Raw genomic sequence first — 13450 nt, 5'->3', positions numbered from 1 at the left:
GAAGCAGGAAGCAGGAAGCAGGAAGCAGGAAGCAGGAAGCAGGAAGCAGGAAGCAGGAAGCAGGAAGCAGGAAGCAGGAAAAATTAGCAGGGCCGGGTAAACCGGCCCAGAGAAAATTAACTTGCCTGACGCGTTTCGTGACTGCGGCGATAAGCCACCAGATCCTCGATAGTAACGACCGGCATGTCATGCTGCTTAGCAAAGGCAGCGACTTCCGCCGCATGCGCCATTGATCCATCATCGTTAGTCAGTTCACACAGCACTCCCGCCGGCTTGAAGCCCGCCAGCGTCACCAGATCGATAGTGGCTTCAGTGTGGCCACCGCGGGTCAGCACGCCGCCAGCACGACCGCGCAGCGGGAAAACGTGCCCAGGACGATTTAAATCGGCAGGCTTCGCTTCATCAGCAATAGCGGTACGGATGGTGGTGATACGGTCAGAAGCGGAAACGCCAGTAGTTACGCCCTGCGCGGCTTCAATGGTGACGGTGAAACCGGTGCCGTAGGCGCTGGTGTTATCCTCAACCATCATCGGCAGGTTAAGCTGGCCAAGACGTTCTTCGGTCAGACAGAGGCAGACAATTCCGCTGCCGTGACGAATAGTGAGAGCCATCTGCTCTACGGTCATGGTTTCGGCAGCGAAGATCATATCGCCTTCATTTTCACGATCTTCATCGTCTAAAACCATTACGCCGCGGCCGGCGCGAAGCGCTTCGATAGCACGGATTACACGCTGTTCAGGCGTGCCAAATTCAGAAAGTAGCGACTGATTCATGGTAAAAAAACCTTAATAAATGTATGGGTTACCAGAATCAGGGCGTGCTTAGGAGTGTCAAGCTGTGACAAAAAAATAACGCAAGACGAGCGCAGGCCCGACAAGATACGTTACTCTCTCCCATCCGGACTCTAACCGTCGGCCCCGGAATTACACCGGATCTGCTGTCCTTCAGGAATGACCCTGAAGCGCTCGCGGGCTTTCAGCCGTAGCTGATTTACCGCCGGTGGGGAATTTCGCCCCGCCCTGAGAATAAGCAGACTTACTATAACGCTGATAATGAATGCGGGCAACGAACAAAATGGGCAAATTTATATCCATTTATTCGCTCTGCTCATTTCCGGTTTATCCTTTCCCCCGGAGGGATTACACTTAGAGAAAATTTGCTGCTACCAGGAAGCTGACATGATTGATGCTAAAAAAATTGAACAACTGGCCCGCCAGATCCATGAATCTATGCCAAAAGGTATCCGCGAGCTAGGCGATGATGTGGAAAAGAAAATCCGTCAGACCATCCAGGCCCAGCTGACCCGGCTTGATGTAGTAAACCGTGAAGAATTTGACGTGCAGACTCAGGTGCTGCTGCGCACTCGTGAGAAGCTGGCAGTGCTGGAACAACGTCTGGCAGCGCTGGAGAACCAGCCTGCCGCGCCAGCCGCTGCGGGAACGGCCACTGCACCGGTCACAACAGCGCCCGCTGCCCAGGCAGCTTCAGAGCCTGGCGATGCTAAAGAGCCTGTCTGATTTACAAAGAAAAAAGCTGCCCAACCGGGCAGCTTTTTTAGTTCTGACGGCAGGTATCGGCTCATTCTGACAATCGATACCTGTGTGTTGTTACAATCAATATCGGCTAGCTCTTACGATTGATAATCGTCTTAATGATATTGCTGGTTGAGATACCGTCTTCGAAGTTCAGCACGCGTACGTCACCGCCGTTAGCCCACACTTCTTTACTGCCTGCGATATCTTCTGGCTTATAGTCGCCGCCTTTGACCAGCAGGTCCGGCAACACTTCAGCAATCAGACGCTGCGGCGTGTCCTCTTCAAAGCCCACTACCCAGTCTACGGCGTCCAGCGCACCCAGAACGATCATACGGTTTTCCAACGGGTTAACCGGACGTGTTTCACCCTTCAGGCGGCGGGTAGATGCGTCGCTGTTCACCGCCACAATCAGCCGGTCACCCAGCCTGCGGGCATTTGCGAGATAGGAAACGTGCCCGGCATGAAGAATGTCAAATACGCCGTTGGTCATCACCACGCGCTCGCCGCGCTGGCGTGCTTTCGCGACTTCAGCCTTCAACTGAGCTTCATCCATCACGCCAAAACCAGACTCTGGGCGCGCGTGAATCGCATTTTCCAGCTCAATCGGAGAAACCGTCGATGTACCCAGTTTACCCACAACCACGCCCGCAGCCGCATTTGCCAGGAAGCAGCTCTCTTCCAGGCTGTTGCCAGCGGCCAGCGCAGCAGCCAGTACGCCGATCACCGTATCACCAGCACCTGTTACATCGAACACTTCCTGCGCCTGCGTTGGCATATGGAAGGGTTCTTTGCCCGGCTGGAGCAGCGTCATACCGTTTTCAGATCGAGTCACCAGCAGCGCCGACAGGCCGTGCTTCTGCATCAACGCAGTACCACGCTCAACGATATCTGACTCGCTTTTACACTTACCGACTACGGCTTCAAACTCAGAAAGATTCGGCGTCAGTAGGGTGGCGCCATGATAACGGCTGAAGTCGGTCCCTTTCGGGTCCACCAGCACCGGCACACCGGCTTCACGTGCCAGCTTTATCATAGTTTCTACGCTAGCCAGCGCGCCTTTGGCGTAGTCAGAAAGCACCAGCGCACCGATTTTAGGCAAGGCCTGCTGAATGCGCTCGTGCATAGGTTCCGGGTTAACCCCTTCGAAACCCTCTTCAAAATCAAGGCGGATTAGCTGCTGATTACGCGAAAGAACGCGTAGCTTAGTGACGGTTGGATGGGTTGGTACAGAAACAAAATCACACTGCACGTTGACCCCAGTCAGCGTCTCGCTCAGTACGCGCGCAGCATCATCGATGCCGGTTAGCCCCACGAGGCGAGATTCAGCGCCAAGAGAAGCGATATTCATCGCCACGTTAGCCGCCCCGCCGGGGCGCTCTTCCACGTGTTCAACCTTGACGACCGGTACCGGAGCTTCGGGAGATATACGGCTGGTTGGCCCGTGCCAGTAACGATCCAGCATCACATCACCAACAACCAGAACACCCGCACGTTTAAAATCAGGCAGTGTAACTTTCATTCAGACACTCCACTCCAGACAGCATAAAAATCAAAAATTCAGGCGCGCGATAATAGCACAAATGTTGCCGTGCCTGACTATCGCGGCCGCGTTGTTCACTTCGTCACCAAACCACGGATGCGCCCTGCGTACTCAGTCACCAAACCAGATTTGCCAGCTGTGATTAACCTGGGCTTTTTCACTGGCATAGGCGCTTTCTTCCACATGCCCCGGCAGCTCCTGTAGCGCCAGGTGGTGCAGTGCATCTCGCAGCGTGACGTAAGCATAAGTCAGTGCTTTCGCCTCCGGCTCCGTCATTTTGCCACCGTTAGCCAGCAGTTCGAAGATACGAACATTGTCAGACCAGCGGGTCAGCGTCAGATCCTGAGAGGCATAGCGTAGGACCAGATATTGCGTGATGAATTCAATATCCGTGATGCCACCGGCATCGACTTTAATATCCCAGCGGCCTTTATGTTTCTGTCCAAGATGCGCACGCATTTTTTCGCGCATCTCCCGCACCTCAACCTTCAGGGTTTCCGCCTCACGCGGCAGCGCCAGGATACCACGGCGAATTTCTCCAAAGCGCTGACTGAGCTCCCCATCACCGTAAACGATGCGAGCACGTACCAGCGCCTGATGCTCCCAGGTCCAGGCTTCATTGCGCTGGTAATCGTCAAAGGCTTCAAAAGTACTCACCAGCATACCGGCAGCACCCGAGGGGCGCAGGCGGGCATCGACTTCATAAAGAATACCTGACGAGGTTCGGGTACTGAACAGATGCATCACCCGCTGGGCCAGCCGCAGATAAAACTGGCGACCATCAATACTGCGATCACCCAGCGTGACCGCCTCCTGAGGGCAGTTGTGCAGGAATACCAGATCCAGATCGGAGCTGTAGCCCAACTCCCAACCGCCCAGCTTGCCATAGCCGACAACGGCAAAGCCACGCTCGCTGTCGCTGGTCAGGTGCGATGGCCGCCCGTAGCGCTGCACCATCATATTCCACGCCTGCTGTACTACCGCTTCGATCATCGCTTCCGCCAGCCAGGTCAGATGATCGCTGACCTTCATTACCGGCAGCGTGCCGGCGATATCCGCCGCAGCAATACGCAGGTGCTGGGCCTGTTTAAACTGCCGCAGCGCTTCCAGCTGCTGCTCTTCATCCTCTTCCGGGATACGCAGCAGATACTGACGCAGCTCGTCGCGATAGGCATCGGTGGCCGTTGGCTGGTAGAGCGTCGCCGGGTCCAGCAGCTCATCAAGCAGCAGCGGATAACGCGCCAGCTGACTGGCAACCATCGGAGAGGCGGCACAAAGGCGAATCAGATGCTGGAGCGCGCCGTGGAATTCCGTGAGCAGTTCCAGATAGGTCGTACGCGTGACCACGCCGAGCAGCAGCGGCGTCAGGCGGCTAAGCGTAACAACCGCATCATCGCGCGGTACTACCTCACTGAGCAGACGAGGCATCAGCTGATCGAGCGCCTGGCGGCCACGTGGGCCGATCGTGCGCTTATCCACATCCAGACGAAAATCGGTAATCGCCCGCAGCAGTTGCTGGCATGCTTCACCGTTAAGATGGGGTACCAACGGCAACAGTTCCGCCTCTTCCAGCCGATCCTGCCACAGTACGCCATACTCACTGGCTTCACGGTTCTCGCCGCTTTCCGGGGCGTCATCACCGATCAACTCATCAAAAATTGATCGTACCGCCACCATATGCCCATCCAGCCGATCGTGCAGACCCTGCCAGTCAGCAAATCCCATCGCCCAGGCCAGACGCGCGCGATCCAGCTCACTGGTCGGCAATGTCTGCGTCTGTTCATCATTAATACTTTGCAGCAGATTTTCCAACCGCCGCAGGAACAGATAGGCGTCGTGCAGCTGCGCAACCTGTGGCAGCGGAAGTAAATTCAGTTCTTTGATTGATTCAAGAGTAGGAAGCAATGAACGCAGCTGTAGTGACCGTTCGCGACCACCACGGATCAGCTGGAAGACCTGAACAATAAACTCTATTTCACGAATACCGCCAGCGCCCAGTTTGATGTTGTCCGTCAGCCCGCGCCGTCTCACCTCACGCGCTATCATCGCTTTCATATTGCGCAGGGACTGGATCACGCTGAAATCAATATAGCGACGGAAGACAAACGGCCGCAGCATTTGCCGCAGTTCCTGACTCCAGCGATCGTCACCGCCGCCCATTAACCGGGCTTTGACCATCGCATAGCGTTCCCAGTCGCGCCCCTGCTCCTGATAATAATCTTCCAGCGCCGCAAAGCTCAGCACCAGCGGGCCGCTGTCACCAAAGGGCCGCAGCCGCATATCTACGCGGTAGACGAAGCCGTCCACGGTTGGCTGATCGAGCACTTTGATCAACCGCTGCCCCAGGCGCGTAAAGAACTGGGCGTTATCCAGCTCACGCCGTCCGCCCTGCGTCACGCCATTTTCCGGCCAGGTGAAAATCAAATCGATATCGGAAGAGAAATTCAGCTCGCCGCCGCCCAGTTTACCCATGCCGAGGATCAGCAGCGGCTGCGGCTCTCCGGCGGCATTAACCGGCGTACCAAAATCCTTACAGCAGGCGTGCCACAGCCAGTCACGGGCAGCCACGATCAGGACTTCCGCCAGTTCGCTCAGCTGCGTTAACGTTTGTTCGGTGCTGCTGGTCGCCAGGGTCTGCATCCAGGCGATGCGCGTCAGCATATGGCGGCGGAAAAACCGCAGTTCGCGCATCAGCGTGTCTTCATCCAGCACCGTGGCCAGCCGTTCTGCCAGCCACACGGTATAGTGCTGCCACTCGTCGGCAAGCGGCGGCTGCGTTTGCAGCTGCTGCCACCATTCAGGATGTTTCGTCAGGTTATCACTGATAAAGTCACTAAACGCCAGCACGGACTGCTGCTGCGGAGTGGTCCCGTCCGGCAGAGGATCGATAACGGAAATCTGTTCAGCCAGCAAAGATGGCAGCGGCTGCGATAGTAAAGGCACCATAAACACTCCCTGATTAATCACCCCGAGACTCAGGCTCCAGGGGGCGTTAGCTGCCATCCTGCTACACACGATCAACGGGTTTGGAAAATAAGCGTTTCTAACGGCTCAGGCGTTACCATTCTTCCAGAATGCTGGCTGTTTCAGCGCCTGCCGGCGATGGCCATCCAGCCATACATCCTGCCGATCGATGGTTGCCTGACGCAGTAGCTGCCAGTGACCTAGCCATTCACTTACCGCGGCATCGTCATAGCTACCGGCCAGCAGATGTACGGCAAGCTGCTGCCGATGGAGGCGCGTAAGTTTATCCTGGTATTCATTCAGCTGATTGACCTGACCAAAGGTCTCCTTCAGATCGGCGGAAATACGGCCCAGCATGATATCGCTGAAACGCTTGAAGGAGCCCTGCAGTTTGGCATCGGTTTTCGAGTCGATAAAATCACGCCAGCGCGTCGTGGCGATCCAGGTGGTCAGCGCCAGCTGCGTTTCCAGCCAGAGTGGACTGAAGCACACGGCTACCGCATCCAGATCTTCTTCCAGCAGAGAGGCTTCCAGCTCGGTCAGGCGCTGACGCAGTTCGCTGCTGGCCTTACGCGGCACCAGCGTACCATAGAGTGAAAATGCCTGGCGCAGCGTTTCCAGCGCTTCCTGGATTTCACCCAGCGCTGCAGCATTACCCCGTAGCCACAGCTCTTCATGGTACTGCCACTGGCTGAGCGCCAGCAGAAAAGCAGCCTGCATCCCCTGCTCTACCGTCGCCTTCGGCTTGACCTTGAGCAGCGGAACCGGCCGCAGCTTACGGGGCGGATTGCCTTTCGCCAGCGCGTACCCACGTGCGGCTTTGCTCAGGCTTCCCAGCCGCAGGCCGCCCATTTTTGCAAGCTTGACGGCAAATGCCAGAAGATCGTCACGGTGGCCGCTTTTCAGTTCCAGCTCAATTTCATGCAGCGGCTCGCTCAGATCTCCGGCGCTGACCTCTCCCAGATCGAAGGCCACTTCAATTTCGCTTTCACCATAGGTCACCACCCACTTCTCACGGACGAAATGAGTGCTGAACAGCGGGTTTAGCTGCTGCTGCAGGGCATCAAGATCGATACCTTCCGGCCAGACTTCTGCCGGAAGCTGATGAATATCGAGCACCGGTTCATTGAGCGCAACGTTATACTCCGGCCGCTGGTGCAGGCCACCAATAGTCTGCCCGGCGGTTTTCAGCGTCATTTCGAAACTGTCACCAAATCCGCGAATGCGCAGACCCATGTCCCAACTGCGCAGCTGGCCGTTGGCGGTTTCAAAATAGGTATTGCTTAGCTTCTGTCCGGCGGTGTGCTCATGGGGCCAGAGAGCCAACTGGCTGGCGAGTTTTGTCGCGGCATTGGCAGTGGTAATGAACTTTAGCTCGATTTCGATGGTCATAATGTCTTATCTAAATGATTACCGGCACGGTAAATGGTGGTAGTGTTTGATAATAACCGCAAATTTCCCGATAGCGCAGAAAGAGCTGATTCAGCCGCTGCAAAAAAGCAGGGCAACTTGCGGATCATCGCACCTGAGATACCAAGAAGAGTAATGCACAAGCAGCAGGGATGTCTCTGCTTTATTACGCTTTCGCGCGTTGCCTCCCACGTCGCCTGAGATCAGGACAGTTCTCATTCAGCTTTCTGCGAGGCCGCTCCAGACTGTGCTATTACTTTCGCCCAGTACTTATGCAAAAAGAGTTCGAATGAAAAAAACTCACTTTATTGGCCTGACTTTTCTGGCTTTAAGCGCCGTCGCTAACGTGCATGCTGAAGAAAAACGTTACATTTCCGATGAACTCTCCACCTGGGTTCGCAGCGGTCCCGGCAATGATTATCGCCTGATCGGCACGCTGAACGCCGGGGAAGAAGTTACTCTGCTGCAATCTAATGAGAACAGTAAATACGGGCAGATCCGTGATGCACAGGGCAGGACAACCTGGATACCTCTGAGCCAGCTTAGTGAACAGCCCAGCCTGCGTTCACGCGTGCCGGAACTGGAGCAACAGGTTAAAGATCTGACCGATAAGCTGGCAAATATCGACGGTAGCTGGAATGAGCGCACGGCAGAAATGCAGAAAAAAGTGGCCGGTAGCGACGATGCGATTAACAGCCTGAAAGATGAAAATCAGCAGTTAAAGAACCAGCTGGTGGTCGCCAGTAAAAAGGTGGATGCCGCAAACGTTCAGCTGGATGATAAGCAACGCACCATCATTATGCAGTGGTTTATGTACGGCGGCGGCGTTGCCGGCTTCGGCCTGCTGCTCGGTCTGCTGTTGCCGCATATGCTGCCGCGCAGGAAGAAAAACGACCGCTGGATGAACTAAAGGCTTTCAGTTGGATTACAGGGCATCCGTGGATGCCCCCTTTAGCGTACCTGCAATTTGGCATCATCCCTCACGGATGTTGTAGTATTACTGCTTACTATAAAAAAATGCTTTTCCTCTGACCTGACGTTTTATTCTGGAGATGTGCAGTGAAAACATACCTTGTCGGTGGCGCGGTCCGTGACGGGCTGCTGAATTTGCCGCTGAAAGACAAAGACTGGGTGGTGGTCGGTGCCACGCCAGAACAGATGCTTGAACTGGGATACACCCAGGTCGGGCGTGACTTCCCGGTTTTTCTGCATCCAGAAAATCATCAGGAATATGCGCTGGCGCGCACCGAACGCAAGTCAGGCAATGGCTATACCGGGTTTGTCTGCTACTCTGCACCCGACGTGACGCTGGAGCAGGATTTGGCGCGCCGCGATCTGACCTTAAATGCCATCGCGCGCGATGATGACGGCAAGTATTACGACCCTTACAACGGTCGTGCGGACATTGAACAACGCATTCTTCGCCATGTTTCCGCCGCGTTTAATGAAGATCCTTTACGCGTGCTGCGCGTCGCACGGTTTGCCGCACGCTTCGCCCATCTTAACTTCCGCATCGCTGAGGAAACGCTTGAGCTGATGCGTTCAATGGCGCACAGCGGCGAACTGAATCATCTGACGGCGGAACGCGTATGGAAAGAGACCGAAAGCGCGCTGCTGACCCGCAACCCGCAGGTGTTTTTCCAGGTGCTGCGCGACTGCGATGCGCTCGCCGTCTTATTTCCCGAGCTGGATAATCTTTACGGCGTACCGGCTCCGGCGAAATGGCATCCGGAAATCGACAGCGGCGTTCACTCGCTGATGACGCTGGCGATGGCTGCACATCTCAGCCCGGAGCTGGATGTGCGCTTCGCCACGTTGTTTCACGATGTCGGCAAGGCACTGACGTCGCCGGAAAAATGGCCCAGCCACCACGGCCACGGACCGGCTGGCGTACCGCTGGTTGCCGCGCTGTGCGAACGCCTGCGCGTGCCGAATCACGTTCGCGATCTGGCTCTGCTGGTCACCGAATTTCACGATCTCGTTCACACGATCCAAAATCATTCTGCCGCAACGCTGGTTAACCTGTTCGACAGGCTCGATGCCTGGCGTAAGCAGCACCGCGTTGAGCAGATTGCGCTGACCAGCGAAGCCGATGCACGCGGGCGTAGCGGTTTCGAAAATAATCCCTATCCGCAGGGAACGTATCTGCGAGAAGCCTTCAGAATTGTGACAGAGGTTCCCGCGCGTGACGTGGTCGCGGCCGGGTTTAAAGGTGCAGAAGTGAGGGAAGAACTGACGCGCAGGCGAATTGCGGCGCTGGAGGGCTGGCTGGCGCAGTAAGGGCGGATCGTCATGATCCGCCCCGGCAGAACTTACAGCACAAACACCACATAAACGGCAGCGGCGATAATAAAGCGGTAGATCGCAAATGGGATAAACGAAATCCGTTTGATAATATGCAGGAAGCTCTTGATAGCAATCAGCGCCACAATAAAGGCAGTGACAAAGCCCACGGCAAACATCGGCAGGTCGGCGATGCTCAGGAAGCCCATACTCTTATAGAGATCCAGCGCGGTGGCGCCCATCATCATCGGCACCGCCAGCAGGAATGAAAATTCCGATGCGGCATAGCGGCTTACGCCCATCAGCATCCCGCCAGAAATGGTCGCACCCGAGCGGGAAAATCCAGGCCACAGCGCCAGACACTGGAAGCAGCCGATAATAAACGCCTGGCGATAGGTGATATCATCCACGCCCACCGCTTTCGGCTGTTTCGGCTTCAGCAGTTCGGCGGCGATCAGCAGCACACCGCCTACAACCAGCGCATACATTACGTTTACCGGGTTAAACAGCGTCTTAATTTTATCGTGCAGCAGCAGACCGATAACCACCGCCGGCACCATACCCAGCAGGATATGGATCAGCGTTAAATGCCCGGTACCGGTTCCTTCATGCTTAACTTCACCGACGTTAATACCAATCAGGCCGAATAAACGACGCCAGAACATCACCACTACGGCAAGAATCGAACCTAGCTGGATAACAACTTCGAAGGTTTTCGCCTTCTCTCCCTCAAACCCCAGCAAATGACCCACGATGATCATATGCCCGGTAGATGACACGGGGAGAAACTCCGTTAACCCCTCAACTATCCCTAGTATCACTGCAACCCATAGCTGATGAATATCTGCCATCAAATCACCTTTAACCCTATAAAATCAATAAAATGGCGGTCACCAACACGCCCGCCAATCAGCCCTGAATCTACTTAAAAATCCAGGATCTCCCTAAATCGCAACTTAAGACAGACCTTACTGTGATTTGGTTTCATTGTGATGGCAATTACATTGAATTTATTTCGGAATATTACCACGTTCGATAATCACACCAACCTGACGAGCCTGCACCACGGCGCCGGGTTTGCTGACCTTGATGCGAACCCAGGGCGAGGCAAACTGGTTCAGCAGTAGTGTGGCTATCTCTTCCGCTACGCGCTCAACCAGCGCAAATTTTCCATTCTGTACGTAGGCAATAATCGCTTCTGATACATCGGCATAGCTCAGACAGTCATTCACATCGTCGCTGGCGGCAGCCTGGCGGTTATCCCACGCCATTTCGACATCGAACACCAGCTTCTGCTGAATGGTCTGCTCCCAGTCGTAAACGCCGATGGTGGTGATAACGGACAATTGATCAATAAATACGATATCCATGATACGGCTCTCTGTTTTTGTGGTTGCCGGATACCATCCCCGGCGGTTTATGCGTATTATCCACGGATGTTAACAACAAAACGACCCCAACAAGACGGAACGGTGTTATGAGTGTATTCGCGCTTGGCATGATCCTTTTCGCGTATCTGTGTGGCTCCATCTCCAGCGCGATTTTGGTCTGCCGACTGTTCGGATTGCCGGACCCACGCCAAAATGGATCGGGCAACCCGGGTGCCACCAACGTACTGCGATTAGGCGGGAAAGCCGCTGCGGCGACGGTACTGGTTTTTGATGTTCTCAAAGGTATGCTGCCGGTCTGGCTGGCCTACAGTCAGGGTATTACGCCGCTCTACCTTGGCCTGACTGCGATTGCGGCCTGTCTTGGCCATATTTACCCCGTTTTCTTCCATTTCAAAGGCGGCAAAGGCGTGGCGACGGCATTCGGTGCCATTGCACCCATCGGTTGGGATCTGACCGGCCTGATGACCGGTACCTGGCTGCTGACCGTACTGCTCAGTGGATATTCGTCATTGGGGGCGATTATCAGCGCGCTGATTGCGCCGTTTTATGTCTGGTGGTTCAAACCGCAGTTCACCTTCCCGGTCGCTATGCTCTCCTGCCTGATTCTGTTGCGGCATCATGACAACATCCAGCGCCTGTGGCGCGGTCAGGAAAGTAAAATCTGGAAGAAGAAAAAGAAAAACGGCCAGGATAAACCCCGGCCGTAATGTTGGATAGCCAGCCTGAAATACAGCGATTTCGGGCGGTCAGGCTTAAATCGCCGGGAGTTCCGCCAGCGGCCAGCGAGGACGCACGGTCACGTTCAGCCCGGCATAGGTGCCGCCTTTAAGGCGCACCATACCCGCATAAGCGATCATCGCACCGTTGTCGGTACAAAATTCAGGCCGGGCGTAAAACACTTCACCGCCGCGTTTTTGCATCATTTCCGCCAGCTTGCTGCGCAGCGTGCGGTTAGCGCTCACGCCGCCGGCAATCACCAGACGCTTAAACCCGCTTTCATCCAGCGCACGGCGACATTTTATCGCCAGGGTATCCACCACGGCATCTTCAAACGCACGTGCAATATCGGCACGGGTCTGATCGCTATCGTCATTATCCCGTATGGTGTTGGCAGCGAAGGTTTTCAAGCCGGAGAAGCTGAAATCCAGCCCCGGGCGATCGGTCATCGGTCGCGGGAAAATAAAACGCTTTTCTACGCCCTGCTGCGCCATTGTCGATAGCATCGGCCCGCCGGGATAATCCAACCCCAGCAGCTTAGCGGTTTTATCAAAGGCTTCACCGGCGGCATCATCAATCGATTCACCCATCAGGGTGTATTCGCCGATGCCGGTAACGCTGATAAGCTGGGTGTGACCACCGGAAACCAGCAGTGCAACAAACGGGAATTCCGGCGGGTTTTCTTCCAGCATTGGCGCTAACAGATGCCCTTCCATGTGATGAACAGCGATCGCCGGAACATCCCACGCGAAGGCCAGCGAACGGCCAATGGTTGCTCCCACCAGCAGCGCACCAACCAGTCCCGGACCGGCGGTATAGGCAACGGCGTCGATATCCTGCGCCTGTAGCCCGGCTTCACGCAGCGCGGCCTGGATCAGCGGGACGGTTTTACGCACGTGGTCGCGCGAAGCCAGTTCAGGCACCACGCCGCCGTAGTCAGCGTGCAGTTTAACCTGGCTGTAAAGTTGATTAGCGAGCAAACCCGCAGCATCGTCGTAAATGGCAATGCCGGTTTCATCGCAGGATGTTTCAATTCCGAGAACACGCATGGCTGTCTTTTTTACCTCAATTCTTGCGGCGCGCAGTGTAGCACGAGCGGGCTTTTAACGGCGGCAATTTTAACCTTCCTGCGGTTAACTGTTGTGCAAAAGGTGAATTTTTTCCCACCGCCGATGCCTGTTTGATGTATAATCGCCCCCTGAAAAAAAGCCGGCAGCCGCACAGGCGCATCTGTTGGTTACTTTATGCTATGGTGCTTTACAACGCAGCCTGTGTTGGAGTAAAATTCCGCACCATTTTGAAATGAGCTGGCACTGATGCCAGCGGCAAAACCGAATTTATCCGAGGTGAGAGTTACATGCCGGTAATTAAAGTACGTGAAAACGAGCCATTTGACGTAGCACTGCGTCGCTTCAAACGTTCTTGCGAGAAAGCAGGCGTTCTGGCTGAAGTTCGTCGTCGTGAGTTTTATGAAAAACCTACTACCGAACGTAAGCGCGCTAAAGCGTCTGCAGTAAAACGCCACGCGAAGAAACTGGCTCGCGAAAACGCACGCCGCACTCGTCTGTACTAATTTTCTGAGGGTTCGCCCTCACGTTTCACAGACAAGT

12 protein-coding genes and 1 riboswitch are annotated in these 13450 nt (G+C 55.2%); of the genes, 5 read left to right on the top strand and 7 right to left on the bottom strand.

Going from position 1 to position 13450, the window contains the following annotated elements:
* Window positions 1–116: 116 nt before the first annotated feature.
* Window positions 117–773, bottom strand: a complete 657-nt coding sequence (ribB, locus tag AC07U6_RS15515) for a 3,4-dihydroxy-2-butanone-4-phosphate synthase (protein WP_494763878.1) — start codon at window positions 771–773, stop codon at window positions 117–119.
* A 108-nt stretch (window positions 774–881) separates the two neighbouring features.
* Window positions 882–1031, bottom strand: a riboswitch (FMN riboswitch).
* 147 nt (window positions 1032–1178) lie between these two features.
* Here ribB and ubiK point away from each other — a divergent pair.
* Window positions 1179–1517, top strand: a complete 339-nt coding sequence (ubiK, locus tag AC07U6_RS15510; protein ID WP_494763879.1) for a ubiquinone biosynthesis accessory factor UbiK — start codon at window positions 1179–1181, stop codon at window positions 1515–1517.
* A gap of 106 nt (window positions 1518–1623) precedes the next feature.
* Here ubiK and hldE read toward each other — a convergent pair whose 3' ends face one another.
* The 3 genes from hldE to AC07U6_RS15495 all read right to left on the bottom strand — a co-directional run bounded on the left by hldE (window position 1624) and on the right by AC07U6_RS15495 (window position 7431).
* A complete protein-coding gene (gene hldE, locus AC07U6_RS15505; protein ID WP_494763880.1) occupies window positions 1624–3054 on the bottom strand; it encodes a bifunctional D-glycero-beta-D-manno-heptose-7-phosphate kinase/D-glycero-beta-D-manno-heptose 1-phosphate adenylyltransferase HldE in 1431 nt (476 codons plus the stop codon).
* 132 nt (window positions 3055–3186) lie between these two features.
* Entirely contained in the window at window positions 3187–6021 is a 2835-nt protein-coding gene (gene glnE / locus AC07U6_RS15500; RefSeq protein ID WP_494763881.1) for a bifunctional [glutamate--ammonia ligase]-adenylyl-L-tyrosine phosphorylase/[glutamate--ammonia-ligase] adenylyltransferase, read from the bottom strand.
* 105 nt (window positions 6022–6126) lie between these two features.
* On the bottom strand, window positions 6127–7431 hold the full coding sequence (locus tag AC07U6_RS15495) for a CYTH domain-containing protein (RefSeq protein ID WP_494763882.1): 1305 nt from the start codon (window positions 7429–7431) through the stop codon (window positions 6127–6129).
* Between the two features lie 307 nt (window positions 7432–7738).
* Here AC07U6_RS15495 and AC07U6_RS15490 point away from each other — a divergent pair, with 307 nt between their 5' ends.
* Window positions 7739–8359, top strand: a complete 621-nt coding sequence (locus AC07U6_RS15490) for a TIGR04211 family SH3 domain-containing protein (RefSeq protein ID WP_494763883.1) — start codon at window positions 7739–7741, stop codon at window positions 8357–8359.
* A gap of 149 nt (window positions 8360–8508) precedes the next feature.
* A complete protein-coding gene (locus AC07U6_RS15485; RefSeq protein ID WP_494763884.1) occupies window positions 8509–9729 on the top strand; it encodes a multifunctional CCA addition/repair protein in 1221 nt (406 codons plus the stop codon).
* Between the two features lie 32 nt (window positions 9730–9761).
* Here the strand turns inward: AC07U6_RS15485 and bacA are convergent, their stop codons facing one another.
* Together bacA and folB are read right to left on the bottom strand one after the other, a co-directional pair.
* Window positions 9762–10583 (bottom strand): undecaprenyl-diphosphate phosphatase, encoded by an 822-nt coding sequence (bacA, locus tag AC07U6_RS15480; RefSeq protein ID WP_494763885.1) that lies wholly within the window; start codon window positions 10581–10583, stop codon window positions 9762–9764.
* Between the two features lie 159 nt (window positions 10584–10742).
* Window positions 10743–11102 (bottom strand): bifunctional dihydroneopterin aldolase/7,8-dihydroneopterin epimerase, encoded by a 360-nt coding sequence (gene folB, locus AC07U6_RS15475; protein WP_494763886.1) that lies wholly within the window; start codon window positions 11100–11102, stop codon window positions 10743–10745.
* A gap of 107 nt (window positions 11103–11209) precedes the next feature.
* On the opposite strand from folB, the gene plsY reads away from it, so the two are divergent.
* Window positions 11210–11830 carry a glycerol-3-phosphate 1-O-acyltransferase PlsY gene (gene plsY, locus AC07U6_RS15470; RefSeq protein WP_494763887.1) on the top strand — a complete coding sequence of 207 codons (621 nt, stop codon included), beginning with the start codon at window positions 11210–11212 and terminating at the stop codon, window positions 11828–11830.
* A gap of 45 nt (window positions 11831–11875) precedes the next feature.
* On the opposite strand, the gene tsaD is transcribed toward plsY, so the two are convergent.
* Complete coding sequence (tsaD, locus tag AC07U6_RS15465; RefSeq protein ID WP_494763888.1) at window positions 11876–12889, bottom strand: tRNA (adenosine(37)-N6)-threonylcarbamoyltransferase complex transferase subunit TsaD; 1014 nt, start codon at window positions 12887–12889, stop codon at window positions 11876–11878.
* A 308-nt stretch (window positions 12890–13197) separates the two neighbouring features.
* On the opposite strand from tsaD, the gene rpsU reads away from it, so the two are divergent.
* The gene (gene rpsU, locus AC07U6_RS15460) at window positions 13198–13413 is read left to right on the top strand and encodes a 30S ribosomal protein S21 (RefSeq protein ID WP_001144069.1); all 216 of its coding nucleotides are present in this window, start codon (window positions 13198–13200) and stop codon (window positions 13411–13413) included.
* Window positions 13414–13450: the final 37 nt, after the last annotated feature.

It is taken from the genome of Erwinia sp. GW821-FHT03D09, assembly GCF_059420805.1.
This window is presented reverse-complemented; position numbering and strand designations above follow the sequence as displayed.

Bases quoted from the DNA above. Each gene is read 5' to 3' on its own strand.
- AC07U6_RS15495 (WP_494763882.1), bottom strand. From the start codon at position 7,431: ATGACCATCGAAATCGAGCTAAAGTTCATTACCACTGCCAATGCCGCG.
- glnE (WP_494763881.1), bottom strand. From the start codon at position 6,021: ATGGTGCCTTTACTATCGCAGCCGCTGCCATCTTTGCTGGCTGAACAG.
- AC07U6_RS15490 (WP_494763883.1), top strand. From the start codon at position 7,739: ATGAAAAAAACTCACTTTATTGGCCTGACTTTTCTGGCTTTAAGCGCC.
- bacA (WP_494763885.1), bottom strand. From the start codon at position 10,583: ATGGCAGATATTCATCAGCTATGGGTTGCAGTGATACTAGGGATAGTT.
- folB (WP_494763886.1), bottom strand. From the start codon at position 11,102: ATGGATATCGTATTTATTGATCAATTGTCCGTTATCACCACCATCGGC.
- ubiK (WP_494763879.1), top strand. From the start codon at position 1,179: ATGATTGATGCTAAAAAAATTGAACAACTGGCCCGCCAGATCCATGAA.
- tsaD (WP_494763888.1), bottom strand. From the start codon at position 12,889: ATGCGTGTTCTCGGAATTGAAACATCCTGCGATGAAACCGGCATTGCC.
- plsY (WP_494763887.1), top strand. From the start codon at position 11,210: ATGAGTGTATTCGCGCTTGGCATGATCCTTTTCGCGTATCTGTGTGGC.
- ribB (WP_494763878.1), bottom strand. From the start codon at position 773: ATGAATCAGTCGCTACTTTCTGAATTTGGCACGCCTGAACAGCGTGTA.
- hldE (WP_494763880.1), bottom strand. From the start codon at position 3,054: ATGAAAGTTACACTGCCTGATTTTAAACGTGCGGGTGTTCTGGTTGTT.
- rpsU (WP_001144069.1), top strand. From the start codon at position 13,198: ATGCCGGTAATTAAAGTACGTGAAAACGAGCCATTTGACGTAGCACTG.